The following is a 15,322-nucleotide window of genomic DNA, read 5'->3' as shown; positions in this document are numbered from 1 at the left end:
ATCGAAGACGAGATTCAAACGCGGAAATTCCGTAACGAACGACAAAAGGCGACGATAAATGTCGTATTCACAAGCAATTGGATTACCGGCATTCTGGAAAAGCGGGCGAATAAACAACACATTACATTGCAACAGTTCAACGTCTTGCGTATCTTAAGGGGGCAGCACCCGAACCCGGTTACGAACAGCTTGCTTAAGGAGCGGATGCTGGACAAAATGCCCGATGTATCACGCATTATTGACCGTTTGGTGGGGAAAGGGCTGGTAACCCGTGGCGTCTGTGACCGGGATAGACGGGCTGTTGACGTAAAAATCACCCAAAAGGGGCTTGACACATTGGCTGAATTGGAAGAGGATATGATGATGATGGATATTCTCGGAGACAACATCAGCGAAGACGAATGCCGTGTTCTTAATGAACTGCTTGACAAACTGCGTGGATACCGACCGTCGGCTGTCGATCACTGATCATCAATGCGTATGCGAGTCAAACAGGAAGTTAAGTAAGGAAATGGCTATCCCCAAGGCCACCGCAATCATTTTTTTCCGGTTAAAGTTATGATGATCTGCCGATCCCGACTCAAACAGTATCGTCGTTGAAATATGAAGGAAAATACCGATAACTACCGCCATAATACGGTCAAAATACTGTTCGACATGACCTATTTGACCCATACTTATCGCCTGGCTGACTAAGTATCCAAAGGGCGTCATCGCGGCAAATACCGCTAATAACGTGATAATATACCGTTTGGAAAGCGCGGTATGCAACAGTAGGCTACCCAAAGCGAAAGCTGCCGGGACGTGATGCAGCGCGATTCCAAAGGTGAGCTCATGCCGGTGGTGCGAAGCAAGGGGCATCCCTTCAAGGAAGGCATGTAGGCAAAGGCTAAGCATGATGCCCAACGGAAAGGCCCCGCCAGGCTTCTTCAAATGATGGATATGCCCATGCTCAATGCCGTGGGAGAACTGCTCCAGACCCAGCTGAAAAATAAAGCCGAGAAGCACAAACAAGCCAATAAACTCACTGGACGCGCTATGTGTATGATATACGTGGGGAATGAGGTGTAATACCGTGATGGAGAATAGGTAGGCACCACTGAAGGAAAGGACTAACTTTAAGGCATTGGTATTATCGCGCTTTATGAAAAAAACCGATACGCCACTCGCAAATGCGGAAACAAATAAAATCGCTATAATCAGCACTGAACTCATAAGGTAGGATTTGCCGGAAGAGGATTGGGGTTTGCAAAACGAAAAATTAGGCCGGTAAAACAGCCGATAAGACAACCGAGGATCGCACCGCAGATGATATCCAGCGGATAATGTACGCCCACGTAGACCTGCGCGAAGCTGACAGCTGCGGCCCACAAAAGCCCCAACCCCAGTATCGGCTTCCACCGGCTATAAAAAACCATGATTAGGACCATTGCGATGGCAAAATGATTGGTCGCATGCGAGGAAGTAAAGCTGTACCCACTGCCACACCGGACCCGGACGTTGACTTCTTCCTTAAACTCCACATCGTTACATGGCCGCACCCGCTGAACGGATTTTTTAATGACGGAAGACGAAAGCGCATCCGCTATGCCGAATGTAATCAATACCAGGAAAACAACAAGTACACCTTTCTTTTTATAATTTTTAATACAGAAAATAATAATGAAAAGGTACAGGGGAGCCCACGTGTATGGGTTCCGTAATATAGGCATTAGCCAATCAAAGAACGCGTTGCTCAACCCTTGGTTGATGGCTAAAAAAATCTCCTGATCCAGAGAGATAAGCTGATCGATCATGTAAATTACACAAAGTTGCAACAAAAGTAAGAATAAATTTGAATTTTCAATTAACCGCGGGGTAATTTTAAATCCAGAACAATATTCCTACTTTTATGGCCTCGAAAATAAACATTATAAACAACATAGTCAGCAGCCAAAAAACAAGAAAATGACATTAATCAAATCCATATCAGGTATCCGCGGTACCATCGGAGGGAAACCCGGAGAGGCGTTTACACCCATTGACATTGTTAAGTTTACTGCGGCATTCGGAAAGTTTATTCAGCTTCGGACAGGGAACAGCCGAATAGTCATCGGTCGTGATGCACGTATTTCCGGTGATATGGTACGCAACTTGGTCGTCGGCACACTCCAAAGTATCGGTGTCGACGTCGTCGATTTAGGGTTGTCTACTACACCTACTGTGGAGGTGGCGGTACCCGGGGAAGGGGCAGGGGGAGGAATCATCCTTACGGCGAGCCATAATCCTATCGAATGGAATGCCCTTAAATTATTGAATGAGAAAGGCGAATTTATCAATGATGCAGAGGGGCAGCAGGTATTGAAGATAGCCGAAAGCCTGGATGTCGACTTTGCTGACGTACGCCATTTGGGAAGCGTGATGCACCGGGATGATTATTTACAGCGACACATCGACCAAGTGCTGGCATTACCTCTGGTCGATGCCGACGTTATACGGCAAGCGGGATTCAAGATAGCGGTGGATGCCGTTAATTCCACCGGCGGGATAGCGGTTCCCGCACTGTTGAAAGCACTAGGGGTGGATACCGTATATAAAATCCACTGCGAACCGAACGGCGATTTTCCACATAATCCTGAACCCCTCGCCGAAAATTTGACCGACCTTGCGGCGCTTGTCGTCGATACCGGGGCCGATTTGGGTATCGCGGTTGATCCCGATGTCGACCGACTTTGCTTCATGATGGAAAATGGCGAGCTTTTTGGCGAAGAGTACACACTGGTGGCAGTGAGTGACTATGTGTTGCAGCATACCCCCGGCCATACGGTATCCAACTTGTCATCGACGAGGGCTTTGCGTGATATAACGGTCAACCGGGGCGCCCAATACCACGGGGCTGCGGTAGGCGAGGTCAATGTGGTCACAAAAATGAAGGAAGTAGGCGCGGTGATTGGCGGAGAAGGCAATGGTGGGGTGATCTATCCAGCATTGCATTACGGCCGTGACGCACTTGTCGGGATTGCGCTTTTTCTTACGCACCTGGCCAAAAGCGGTAGGCGTATTTCCGAACTTCGGGCTGCGTATCCGCAGTATTACATGTCTAAAAACAAAATTGTGCTCACTCCGGGGTTGGATGTCGATAATCTATTGGCTGCGATGCAGCAACGATATCGCGATGTACCCCACAGCACCATCGACGGGCTGAAGATCGACTTCGAAAATGAATGGGTGCACCTGCGGAAATCGAACACGGAGCCAATTATCCGGATTTATTCCGAAGCACCTACGCCGGAGGAAGCGGTATCCATCGCACAGCGAATCATCCGTGAGATCGAGAGCATTATGGGATAACCGTTCCAAAACCCTGTATAATTTTGTATATTGCCTTTTTTGACGCGTTATGGATATGGCTGTAGAAAATCGGATTCATGTAACTTCTGAAACGGGCAAATTACGGCGGGTGTTGGTGCACAGCCCGGATAGTGGATTGGGGAAAGTCGTACCTTCTAAGGCGCAGGATTGGCTCTTTGAAGACATCGTCCATTTGGATACCATCCGGCGCAATGAGTATGACTATTACATTAAGCTATTGCTGTATTTCCTGGATGAAGAAAAAATAAAGGGACGCTTAGCTGAGATCGATGATCCGGCAAGCAACCGTGGGTTTTATAAGCCAGGCCATGGTGATTTTTACCGGTCGGACAAAGTCGTTGAATTGCAGGTACTGCTTACCGAAATCCTGGAAAATCCATCGATAAAAAGCCAGTTGGTCGCTTCCGTCTGCGCCATCGAAGCGTGCAGTTACGACATCCAGCAGAAGATGATGGGCTACGCGCCAGCAACATTGGCGAGGGTCTTTTTCAGTGGCACGTACAATGAAACGGAATTTATCTTCCCGCCAATCCCCAACTTTATATTCACGCGGGATATCGGTATTGTTGTCAATGACTATATTTTGCTCAACAAACCAAAAAAAGAAGCCCGGAAACGGGAGGCGCTGATTGCCAAGTACATCTTTCACCATCACCCGATTTTTTCGGGGTATAAAGATAGGATCATCGAATTGACGGACACCCAGCATCATTTTCTTCTGCCAAAGGATTCGGCGACCGAAAAGGTCACGCTGGAAGGAGGCGATGTCATGGTGGTCAGTAAGGAACATGTCCTTATCGGCGTAAGCGAGCGTACCAGCAGGGTAGCTGCAGCCCAGGCTATAACGAAGTTGTTTGAGCACGGTGTTGTCAGCAAGGCTACCATCGTGAAAATACCCAGCAAACGCGATTATATGCACATTGATACGGTCTTTACGCAAGTGAAGAAAAACGTTTGGGTTATGTTGGGCGATTTTTCCCGAGAACGCTTAAAAGGGTTACAGGTTGATGAAGTACATCGTGCTTTGCGCATCCAGACACACAAGGCCGACCGCCTGGAAATCATTCAATTCGAAAAGAACAATATAGCGAACCCGCGCCGTTTTGAAAGCCTGGAAGATCTGCTTGTTGACATCAGCGTGTCGGACTTAGGGTGTTCCGCCGCCGACGTGCGGATAATTTTGTCGGGCAACAACGAATTTCCGTATGACGCACGTGAGCAGTGGACGGATAGCTGTAACCTATTGGCTATCCAGGACGGGGTGGTGCTGGGGTACGACCGCAACGACCGGACCACAGCGGCATTCCGGGAGGCTGGCTTTGATGTAGTGGACGTAAACACATTGTTGGCAGATCTCGAAGCGGGCCGGTTATCGGCCGACCGGCTGGTTGACACGCTGGTGCTGATGCCGTCGGCGGAGCTGTCCCGTGCACGGGGGGGCTTTCATTGCATGAGCATGCCCTTGCTGCGGGATGATAAGTTTGGTTAGTGTTAGTTATAGCGACCGATGACTGTATTAATGATTCGCCCGGTACATTTCGGGTATAACGCGCAGACCGCTGTAAACAATGCCTTTCAGCGGCCTACGGCAGAAAGTGCCGGGCGGATTCAACGCCTGGCTGTAGCAGAGTTTGATGCATTTGTCGAACAGTTGCGCGGTCATGACGTCGATGTGCTGGTTGTGCAAGATACGGCGTATCCTCATACGCCAGATAGCATTTTCCCCAACAACTGGGTTTCTTTCCATGAAGACGGTACGGTGGTCTTGTATCCGATGTTTGCGGAAAACAGGCGTTTGGAGCGGAAACAACAGGTCCTTGACGCCATCAGCAGCCGCTTTCTTATCCGTCATTGGGTAGACTATACGGGCGAGGAGACAAAAGGGAAGTTCCTGGAAGGCACGGGCAGTATGGTGCTTGATAGGAGGCATCGCTTAGCGTATGCCTGCCGTTCTCCCCGCACTGATGAGGTGTTGCTCCAAGAGTACTGCGCAAAGATGGCCTACCGTCCGATCGTTTTTGACGCAAATGACGGCAACGGAATGCCGATATACCATACTAATGTGATGATGTGCCTGGCAGACGGCTACGCCGTGATTAATCTGGAAAGTATCGTGGAGGCCGACAGGGCAACAGTTGTAAATGCGTTGAAAGAGACGGGAAAGACCATCATGCCGATTAGTCAAGCGCAGATGGACGCGTTTGCCGGCAATATGCTGCAAATCGAAAACCGGGCGGGCATGCGTTATCTTGTTATGTCGTCGCAGGCATACCGGTCGCTACGCCCTGAGCAGGTGGAGCAGCTAACGGCTTTCAACCCGATTATCCATTCGCCGTTGGATACCGTTGAGTGCCACGGCGGCGGCAGCGCGCGTTGCATGATGGCCGAGGTGTTCCTTCCGCTCAACTCGAATGATCAGCGACAATGACCCATTCGCCTTCGATCTGCTCAAACAGCAGGGTGAAATAGCCGGATGCATCGCCGATTGTACGAGCCAAATGCCATCTGCCCAACACAAAACAATGGGTAGGCGATAACTGCTTGATCCGTAAGCGATCGAAATGAAGTTTGCCCATGGCGGCGGTATCCGGGTAGGTTTTGAGGTAGCGGTCCAATGTAGGCTGCCAGCCGAATACCGGACCTTGGCTTCCTACAAACATCAAGCTGTCATGACGCCAGTAGGTCTCCATGAAGGTGTGGATGTCTCCAGCATTCCATGCGTTTTCCTGTTTCTTCATTGCTGCCAAAATCGCGGCCTCCGGGCCGGCAGACGAACCCGTGTGCGCCGGGTTCCGGCAAGAAACAACGGAAAAAAACAGGGCGATGGCCAGTAAGTTGATGGTTTTTATCATTGGATTTTTTATCGCTATGACAACGATATCCGTGTTGCGGATATCCCTATCAGCTATGTATCCATTTGAAGCTGTAGCTTTTTTCAGGCATTTTCATCCGGTCCGCCAAGCGCAGGAGCCGGTCCGGCAGTCGCACCAGGTAGTCCCGCGCACGCTCACCGGCCTCGTTGAGCTCCCGGATGGATTCGACTTTCCATTCGCGGATCAATTCCTTCAGAATGTCGACATAGTCAACAGCTGTATAGACGCCAAGCCGTTGCGCTGCATCGGAGAAATGAGCGAACGCTTCGCCTTGCGGCTCGCCTGATTCGCGCAACAAGTGGGCAGGCATAACGATCTTTTTGCGCATCATGTCTTCGAATGCCAACATGACTTCACTGGCATCCACCTCCATGGCTTTGGAAATGAATGACATGTATGCTTTGGCATGCCGTGCTTCATCCGATGCGATAACGCCGCACATCTTGGCCAACAGCTTATCGCCATCTTTCTTGGCCAATCCGGCGACGCGCCGATGTGATATGTTGGTGGCCAATTCCTGGAATGACGTATAAATAAAATTGCGGTAGGGGTCATTGCCGGTGCCAATATTGATGCCATCCTGCAATAGGTACTGCGTGGACATCTCCATTTCACGCATATTGATGCGGCCGGATAGATAGAGGTATTTATTCAGCAAATCCCCATGGCGGTTTTCCTCGGCCGTCCACGCCCGTACCCATTTCATCCAGCCACCCTGTTCATTCTTATTCACATCCTCCACCATGGTCAGCCACGATTCATAGGTCGGCAATGCCTCCTCGGTGATGGTGTCACCAATCAGTACGGCAACTAAGTCATAAGGCAATTCCCTTGCACTTTCCTGCAATTCTTTTACTTCCTGAAAAAACGTGTCCCGCGAAGCGTCGGGTAGCAAGTCGGCAGGTTGCCACATTTCTTCCACGGGCTTCAGGTACTCACTCATTTCATTGAGCATGAATGGCTCTAAATACGCCATCACTTCTTTTCGAGATCCTTCGGGTATCTGTTGTGTTAATGCTTGCATAATGTACCGCAAAGGTAATCAAATGCGTTGATAATCGTTTTTTAACAGTCCGATTATATTTAAAATATGACAAGAATCATATTTTAAAGCGTAATTTTGGACTTGTTAATCCTAATGCAAATAACGGATGAAGCTCCGTCTTGTTTGGAAAGAGGTAATAATTTAGCATGAATAAATTTAACATACGCGTGTACGGCATATTGATTAATGACAGACAAGAGGTGCTGATCAGTGATGAGCGCGAATATGGTATGGAGTTCACAAAATTTCCCGGAGGCGGGCTCGAATATGGCGAAGGGCTACGCGAGGGACTCGACAGGGAATTTAAGGAGGAATGCGGTGCAGGTATTCAGATTTTGCGTCATGTGCATACTACCGATGTTTTTTTCAAATCGGCATTTAACGACAGCCAGGTAATCGGTGTTTATTACCTGGTGAAGAACAACGATTCATTAGTTTGTCGGTTCAGCAAAAAGCCATTCGATTTTGAAGAAGGGAAGGCGCTTGATCAGGTGTTCCGCTGGGTGCCGGTGAGCGACCTGAAAGCGGAAGATCTGACATTCGAAATGGATCGGGCCGCTTGGCGGGTGCTGGTGTCGGAAAAAAGCTACGGATTGGAATTTTGATGGGGTTAGGCAAGCCATTCAGGGCGAACAAGCCCCGATAATTAGCTACATTCGCACCTGTTTTGCGAGGACCTCATGGAATATATTTTTTGGATTAGCCTGTTTTTTATCGTTTACACCTATGTGGGTTACGGCCTATTACTGTACGCACTGGTGATCGTCAGAAGATTTTTAGGACGGAAAAGACTCATTCGGCATACCGATCCGGGCGCGCTGCCTTCCTGTTCTGTAATTGTTGCTGCATATAATGAAGCAGCAATCATTGAGCAGAAAATAGCCAATACATTGGCGTTATCGTATCCGAAAGAAAAGCTTCACTACTTTTTCGTGACGGATGGCTCTACGGACGAAACCCCTCAACGCGTCGCGAAATACCCGCAGATACACTTATTACATACAGACGAACGACGCGGCAAGATTGCGGCGATTCATCGCGTCATGGAGCAGGTCACAACCGATGTTGTCGTGTTTACCGATGCCAATACGTTGCTTAGCAACGACGCCCTCCTCGACTTATGCAGACATTACGCAGACGAGCAAATCGGTGCGGCAGCTGGCGAGAAGCGAGTATATTCGGGCGAGGAGGCCGACGCCAGTGCCGCGGGCGAGGGTTTCTATTGGAAATATGAATCTGCATTGAAAAAATGGGACGCGGAATTATATTCTGTGGTCGGCAGCGCCGGCGAGTTGTTCAGCATCCGCACAAGGTTGTATGAAACCGTGCCCCCGGATACCATATTGGATGACTTCATGATATCCATGCGGATTGCCGAAAAGGGATACCGTGTGGTCTATGAACCCCGCGCATGTGCTACGGAGCTGGCTTCGGAAAATGTAAAGGAAGAGCTAAAGCGCAAAATCCGGATAGCTGCCGGCGGAATCCAGTCCATTATGCGGCTTAAAGGGGTGTTGAATCCGTTTACCAATCCGGTGCTGACATTCCAATACATCAGTCACCGGGTGTTGCGGTGGACCGTTGCGCCCATACTGCTGCCTGTTGTCTTTGTCCTCAATGGCTTGTTGTACCTTATGGACAAAGGGGATCTCTACACCCTGCTGTTTTTGGGACAATTGTCGTTTTATGCGTTAGCATGCATCGGCTTCTTGCTTGAGCGGAGAGCACTGAAAATAAAGGCGACGTTTGTGCCGTATTATTTCTGTGTAATGAACTATGCTGTACTTGCGGGAATAGTCCGGTATTTCAGCGGTCAGCAGGGGGCCATTTGGGAACGTGTCAACCGTAAACAGGAGACGTTTGCCGACACGCCGATCCGTTAGCGCTTGCTCTTCGCGCCAAGTTTCCTTACGCGCATCCAGCGTGAACTTACGGATGGAGAGGAGAAGCGAAATCCCTGAGAAAGGCACAGAAAATTTTTGGTTTAACCGGGGAAATAATAAATTTGTGACATTCGTACCGATTCGGAATCACAAAATATGAAAGAAAAAAACACCTCCCGTCGGGAGTTTATCAAGAAATCTTTGATGGGGGCAGCGGCGTTCAGCATCGTTCCCCGTTTTGTATTAGGAGGGGCTGGGTACTTAGCCCCCAGTGATCACCTGACCAAAGGGGTAATAGGTGTAGGAGCTATGGGCCGGGGGCATTTTGGTTACGCCGGTACCAAGACGGTGGCAATCTGTGATGTAGATACACGCCATCTCGCCATTGCGATGAAGCAGCTTAAAGACAAAGGGATTAAGCAATTTGCGGATTTTCGTGAGCTGATTCAGTTGCCCGAAGTGGATATCGTTCATATCGCCACCCCTCCGCACTGGCACGGCATTATGGCGGCGGAGGCGGCACGTATGGGAAAGGACATCTGGTGCGAAAAGCCAATGACTCGCACCATCGGCGAAGGTAAGCGGGTGGTCGAGGCTGTTAAGCAGCATGGCAATATTTTCCGGCTGAATACGTGGTTCCGCTTTGAAGCCAATTTCTATGGAATGAATGTGCCGGTAAAACGGATTAAGAAGCTGGTCGATTCCGGCATGTTGGGATGGCCACTTAAGGTCACCATCAGCAAACATACTGGATTTGACTGGAAGTTCTACTGGGTGGGCCAGGAGAACTTGCCTGTGGAGCAGGTGCCTAAAGAACTTGACTACGACATGTGGCTTGGTCCTGCACCATACAAACCATACAGCACGCACCGCGTGCATACCACGTTCCGGGGATATTGGGATTACGATGGCGGAGGCCTGGGCGACATGGGACAACATTACATCGACCCGGTGCAGTATTTTCTTAATAAAGATAATGAGAGCCCCGTTTCCGTGGAAGTAGATGCCCCTCAGCAGCACAGCGACGCCGTAGGCACCTGGCGACGCATCACGTATACCTATGCAGATGGGTGCCAGATTATTCTCGATGGTGAAGGCAAAGATGTGGGCATGCCTTATATCGAAGGTCCCCAGGGAAAACTTTATCGTGGCTTTAGGTCTGATATTCCGGATATGGAGCGCAAGTTAGCCGCGTTCCCCGATCCGGATCCACAGGTGACCGATTTTGTCGAAGCGGTTAAAACCCGGACAAAATTTGCGCTTAATGAAGAGAATGGGTATCGTTCGTGTACAATCGTCAATATGGGCTTGGTGGCTTTGCGTCTAAACAGGTCGTTGCAGTTTGATCCCGAAAATCAGGTTTTTATAAACGACGAAGCGGCCAACAGACTGTTGGACCAGCCTATGCGCGGTCAATGGTCTATCTAATTGCTTATATATAACGCTATTACCGATGATTAAATCAATATATCCATTTTTTGTGCTGCTGATTCTGCAGCTTCCTGTGTACGCCCAATTGGACAATACGCCGGCGGACCAGAAGATAGCCGCGCTATTGGCGAAACAACCGGCCGAAACAACCGATGCGCTAAATGAAGCGATGGCGCAGCTCGAACGGTTTTCCGAGTCGGATATTTCTGCATTGCTTCGTCAGCTCACGCCTCCGGGCAAGGGGGATAACGCCGGTGTCGAATATGCCGCCAATAGTTATAGCTACCATGTGCTTACGGCCGGAAAGGCTGCCCAGCGGGTGACTTTTATCAAAGGTGCATTGGCAGCGTTAAATGCCATTACGGACAATGATAATAAAGGGTTCGTCATTCAACTGCTGCAGAATGCAGGGGATGATACGGCCGTGGAGGCATTGAAACGGTATCTGAATGACGATTACCTAAATGAAAAAGCCGCCCGCGCATTAGCCCGAATCGGTACGGAATCGGCAGGTGCCGCACTAGTGGCCGCGTTGCAGGATGCTACCGACCAGTCCGCCGTAAACATCGCCAACGCATTAGGATTCATGGCGTATAAGCCGGCAGAGCAGGCTTTGCTGGCACGGCTACATACGTCAGATAAGTCTTTGCGTAAGGCTGTGCTTTACGCGCTTTCGCGTATCGGCGGACCAGGTACTGAGCCGTTTTTGCGTGAGGCTGCCGATGAAGTGGATTATGTGTATGACGCTACCGATGCAACAGCGGCTTATGTCAACTATGCTTACCGCCTGGCCGCCATCGGAGAGACGGCAACTGCCGAGAAAATTGCTGCGCGGCTATTCCGGTCGACAAAACAAGATTACCAGGTACATACGCGCATTGCGGCGTTGCGGCTACTTACCCAAATAGACGGAAATAAACGCGTGAACACGTTGGTAAAAGGTGCAAAGGACGACAACAGCATCTATCGGAATGCAGCATTGACATTGTTGGTACCACACCTCGATGAGCGGACTTCACGACAGCTTGCCAAGGGCATGTTCAAGGCCGATGAATCGGTACAGGTAGCTATCCTACGGTATTTTGGCGACCATCGTTCCACATCGGTGCTTCCGGAGGTCCGGAGAGCGCTGGATGTCGGCACGCCTGAAGTGTGTGCTACGGCTGTCAGTACCTTGCAGAAATTAGTCGGAGATGAGGCAACGGGTGAGCTGATCGGCATGCTCCGTGAATCTGATAAGGAAACAAGGGCGGCTATAAAGGATGCGTTACTGATAACTGAAAACCCCGAGCTGCCCGCGCTGCTGACCGAAGCATTAGCTGGGGAGAATGATCCCGAGCTCCAGGTGCTGCTTATCGAACTATTGGCACAAAGGGGAGTAGGATCGAGTGTTCCGGTTATCTTTGAGATTATACAAGGGAATGCCCCCGTGCAGGTTAAAACCGCAGCGTATCAGGCGTTGCCGCAGGTTGTCCGGCCAAGTGACTTGCCGGATTTGCTGGATCTGCTTCCGGCGGCAAGCAGTGAATACGCAAGCCAAGTACAGCAGGCCGCTGTTGTTTCCGTAAACCGCAGCAGCAACAGGGCAGATCAGGTGGCAGCGGTAATCGCGCGGTGCCGGAAATCGGACATGACGTCGCGCTCCCTTTTTTTTCCGGTCTTGTCTGGAATCGGTGGGGAAGAGGCCCTGGCCTTGGTCGCCGGTTATGCGGACCATAACGATCCGGGGATGCGTCGTGCGGCTACCAGCGCATTGGCAAAATGGTCTGGCGCCGAAGCGTTGCCTAAGTTAATTGAACTTAGCCGCAGGAAAGTCATGGATTCAACGCAGCGGGATGCCGTATTCAAGGGTTTGATACGCATCGTCGGCCTTGCTAATATTCCTATTGAGCAAAAAGTGCTTCACCTGCGTGACCTGTTTAATAGTGCAGAGTCTGTCGAGCAAAGACGGTCGGTATTAGCCGCCTTGGAAGCCAACAAGACCTACAACGCGCTGTTATTTGCAGGTAAATTTCTCGATGACGAGCAATTGAAGGCCACTGCGGCCAATACAGTGATGAATATTGCGCTGGAAAATAAGGAACTTTACGGGCCGGATGTCACCCGTTTGCTGACCAAGGTGATGGCGCTTTTGTCCGGCAGCGAAAGCAGCTACCTCAGGGAGGCCATCCAGAAGCATATCGACGAGCTACCGCGTGACGGAGGCTACACGTCGTTATTCAACGGCCGCGACCTGACCGGTTGGAAAGGTTTGGTAGCAAACCCTATCGAGCGGGCATCGATGCGTCCGGAAGCGCTCGCGGCAGCCCAGGAAAAGGCAGACGAAATTATGCGGCAGGGCTGGTATGTCGAAGATGGGGTGTTGCATTTCAATGGCAAGGGTGACAACGTCGCGACGGTAGGCCAGTACGCCAATTTCGAGCTATGGGTTGATTGGAAGCTTGCGAAAGAAGGTAAAGAAGGGGACGCGGGGATATACCTCAGAGGCACTCCCCAAGTACAGATATGGGATACCTCGCGCGTAGACGTTGGTGCGCAAGTAGGATCCGGAGGACTCTACAACAACGAACGGAATCCCCGTGATCCACTTAAAGTAGCTGATAACCCTCTGGGCGAGTGGAATACGTTTCGTATTATTATGGTGGACGATCGTGTGACGGTATACCTGAATGGCGAGCTCGTAACGGATAACGTTGTGCTGGAAAACTATTGGAACAGGACGTTGCCGATATTTCCAATGGAACAGATTGAGCTGCAAGCCCACGGAACGCATGTGTCTTACAGGGATATCCACCTTAGGGAGCTTCCTTAGGTACGGCTCCCCGGTTTTCTATACGGCTTCTTCCAGCAGCTGTTTTTCGTGTAGTTCGAAATAGCTGCCCTGCCGGGCAAGCAACTCTTCGTGGGTTCCTTGTTCGATAATCGAGCCTTCATCCAACACCATAATGTGGTCGGCATTTTTTATCGTTGATACCCTGTGGGCAATAAAGATGGTGCTCTTGCCTTGCATGGCCGTGCTCAGGTTGCGTAGAATTTCTTCTTCGGTCTTGGTATCCACAGCAGACAAGCAATCGTCAAAAATCAGGATTTGAGGATTCTTGATGAGTGCCCTGGCGATGGATACCCGTTGTTTCTGCCCGCCGGATAGCGTGATGCCGCGCTCACCGATGGTGGTTGAAAACCCTTCCTCAAATGCGGTGATGTTGTCGTAAACGGCAGCATGCCTGGCGGCGTTCTCCACGGCATCCATATGAACCTCGTCCAGCCCAAATGCAATATTGTTTGCTATCGTGTCAGAAAATAAGAATACGTCCTGGGGGACAAAACCGATTTGGCTTCTGAACGCCTGCAAGGGCAATTGCCGGATATCAATGCCGTCAATCGTAATCGCGCCCGAATCCACATCATACATGCGCATGAGCAGATTCGCCAGTGTAGACTTGCCTGATCCGGTCTTACCGATAATCGCAAGCACTTCACCGGGCTTTACCTCGAACGACACGTTTTTGACGGCTTGGATCCCTGTGTCCGGATACGTAAAGCTCACCGCCTCAAAACGAATATGTCCCTGAGCCCGGAAATGACCCTGAGCGGCCGACTGAATCACCGGTGTTGTGCGGAGAAATTCGTTGATGCGCTTTTGAGATGCTGCAGCACGCTGGATAAGCGAGGTTACCCAGGCCAGCGCCATAGCCGGAAACGTCAGTTGGTTGACATAAATGATAAATTCGGCGATGTTACCCGAGGTGATGGTACCTTTGGCCACTTCCAGTCCACCTACATACACGGTGATGACCGTACTCAGCCCGATAAGCAATAGGATAAGCGGAAAGAAAATGGCTTCCGTTTTTACCAGTGCCAGTGACGCTTGCCGGTAATGATTACTTTCGTCCGTAAAACGATCCATTTTATCGGCTTCGCGATTGTAGGTTTTTATTACGCGGATTCCGGAAAATGTCTCTTGGACAAACGACGAGAGCGTGGATAGCTGCTGTTGGATACGCTCGCTGCGGCGATTGATGATTTTGTTGACGAATAGCAGGATGATGGACAGTATGGGTATAGGCATCAGCGCGTAGGCAGCCAACGAAGGGTTTACGCTGACCATCGCGGCAATAACCATGACGGAAAGCACCACCGTATTGATGGAGTACATGATGGCTGGCCCGAGGTACGAACGTACCCGATTGACATCTTCTGTTACCCGGTTCATGAGGTCTCCCGTGTTGTTTCTACGGTAAAACGCCATATCCAGCTGTTGGTAGTGGTTGTAGATTTCGTTTTTCAAATCATACTCGATGTGCCTTGATGTGAGGATGATGGTCTGACGCATCAAAAAAAGGAAAATGCCTCGGATAAGCGAAAGCAACAATACCAGCACACCAAACAGCAATAAACTGTATCCGAATATTTCGTAAACAAGCTGCTGGCGCTCAAACCCGTCAAATAAGCGGTACATACTGATGTTTTCTTTGACCAGGTCAAAAGCAATGCGGATAACCTGCGCGGGCAATACACCGAAATAATTGGAAACGATGACGAAGATGACGCCGGGAATCATTCGCCAACGGTATTTATAGAAATATTTGTTGAGGTGCGCAAGGTGTTTCATATGAGCATTATTAGCCGACGGCCAAAAAAGAACATGCACGGAAGCGTCATTATTCAGCCATACGAGGGAAGCAAAAATACGAAATGTTTGGCCGTGCTGGTAACATGCATCAATATTTTTGCTAAGT

At 50.0% G+C, this 15,322-nt stretch carries 13 protein-coding genes; 8 read left to right on the top strand and 5 right to left on the bottom strand.

Translation table 11 applies throughout. The annotated features are described in order from the left end of the window. Positions 1 to 468 (top strand): MarR family winged helix-turn-helix transcriptional regulator (locus tag JHJ32_RS16105; RefSeq protein WP_233632706.1); only part of this gene is annotated, 468 nt, incomplete at its 5' end. 3 nt (positions 469 to 471) lie between these two features. On the opposite strand, the gene JHJ32_RS16100 is transcribed toward JHJ32_RS16105, so the two are convergent. Next, on the bottom strand, positions 472 to 1,215 hold the full coding sequence (locus JHJ32_RS16100) for a ZIP family metal transporter (protein WP_079718302.1): 744 nt from the start codon (positions 1,213 to 1,215) through the stop codon (positions 472 to 474). After that, complete coding sequence (locus tag JHJ32_RS16095) at positions 1,212 to 1,796, bottom strand: phosphatase PAP2 family protein (RefSeq protein ID WP_079718301.1); 585 nt, start codon at positions 1,794 to 1,796, stop codon at positions 1,212 to 1,214. The genes JHJ32_RS16100 and JHJ32_RS16095 overlap by 4 nt, the downstream gene beginning before the upstream one ends. A gap of 151 nt (positions 1,797 to 1,947) precedes the next feature. On the opposite strand from JHJ32_RS16095, the gene glmM reads away from it, so the two are divergent. Genes glmM through ctlX form a run of 3 tightly spaced genes read left to right on the top strand, consistent with a single transcriptional unit; the run spans position 1,948 to position 5,779 of the window. Next, positions 1,948 to 3,330, top strand: coding sequence for a phosphoglucosamine mutase (gene glmM / locus JHJ32_RS16090; RefSeq protein ID WP_200121639.1), 1,383 nt, complete (start codon positions 1,948 to 1,950; stop codon positions 3,328 to 3,330). A 49-nt stretch (positions 3,331 to 3,379) separates the two neighbouring features. Beyond that, complete coding sequence (locus tag JHJ32_RS16085; RefSeq protein WP_200121638.1) at positions 3,380 to 4,840, top strand: arginine deiminase family protein; 1,461 nt, start codon at positions 3,380 to 3,382, stop codon at positions 4,838 to 4,840. Between the two features lie 18 nt (positions 4,841 to 4,858). Next, positions 4,859 to 5,779, top strand: a complete 921-nt coding sequence (gene ctlX, locus JHJ32_RS16080) for a citrulline utilization hydrolase CtlX (protein WP_233632705.1) — start codon at positions 4,859 to 4,861, stop codon at positions 5,777 to 5,779. On the opposite strand, the gene JHJ32_RS16075 is transcribed toward ctlX, so the two are convergent. Next, positions 5,754 to 6,203, bottom strand: a complete 450-nt coding sequence (locus JHJ32_RS16075) for a DUF4440 domain-containing protein (protein WP_200121637.1) — start codon at positions 6,201 to 6,203, stop codon at positions 5,754 to 5,756. The two genes, ctlX and JHJ32_RS16075, sit on opposite strands and share 26 nt — an antisense overlap. Positions 6,204 to 6,252: 49 nt before the next feature. Further along, complete coding sequence (locus JHJ32_RS16070; protein WP_079718297.1) at positions 6,253 to 7,248, bottom strand: acyl-ACP desaturase; 996 nt, start codon at positions 7,246 to 7,248, stop codon at positions 6,253 to 6,255. A gap of 167 nt (positions 7,249 to 7,415) precedes the next feature. Here JHJ32_RS16070 and JHJ32_RS16065 point away from each other — a divergent pair, with 167 nt between their 5' ends. From JHJ32_RS16065 to JHJ32_RS16050, 4 genes are all read left to right on the top strand, one after another. Beyond that, positions 7,416 to 7,874, top strand: a complete 459-nt coding sequence (locus JHJ32_RS16065) for an NUDIX domain-containing protein (RefSeq protein ID WP_079718296.1) — start codon at positions 7,416 to 7,418, stop codon at positions 7,872 to 7,874. Between the two features lie 75 nt (positions 7,875 to 7,949). Beyond that, positions 7,950 to 9,152, top strand: coding sequence for a glycosyltransferase family 2 protein (locus JHJ32_RS16060; RefSeq protein WP_200121636.1), 1,203 nt, complete (start codon positions 7,950 to 7,952; stop codon positions 9,150 to 9,152). Positions 9,153 to 9,308: 156 nt separating this feature from the next. Next, positions 9,309 to 10,580 carry a Gfo/Idh/MocA family oxidoreductase gene (locus JHJ32_RS16055; RefSeq protein WP_200121635.1) on the top strand — a complete coding sequence of 424 codons (1,272 nt, stop codon included), beginning with the start codon at positions 9,309 to 9,311 and terminating at the stop codon, positions 10,578 to 10,580. Positions 10,581 to 10,605: 25 nt separating this feature from the next. Then, a complete protein-coding gene (locus JHJ32_RS16050) occupies positions 10,606 to 13,395 on the top strand; it encodes a family 16 glycoside hydrolase (protein ID WP_200121634.1) in 2,790 nt (929 codons plus the stop codon). An 18-nt stretch (positions 13,396 to 13,413) separates the two neighbouring features. On the opposite strand, the gene JHJ32_RS16045 is transcribed toward JHJ32_RS16050, so the two are convergent. Next, positions 13,414 to 15,195, bottom strand: a complete 1,782-nt coding sequence (locus JHJ32_RS16045; RefSeq protein WP_200121633.1) for an ABC transporter ATP-binding protein — start codon at positions 15,193 to 15,195, stop codon at positions 13,414 to 13,416. Positions 15,196 to 15,322: the final 127 nt, after the last annotated feature.

This window comes from Parapedobacter sp. ISTM3, from assembly GCF_016533505.1.
GTDB classification, from domain to species: domain Bacteria; phylum Bacteroidota; class Bacteroidia; order Sphingobacteriales; family Sphingobacteriaceae; genus Parapedobacter; species Parapedobacter luteus.
This window is presented reverse-complemented; position numbering and strand designations above follow the sequence as displayed.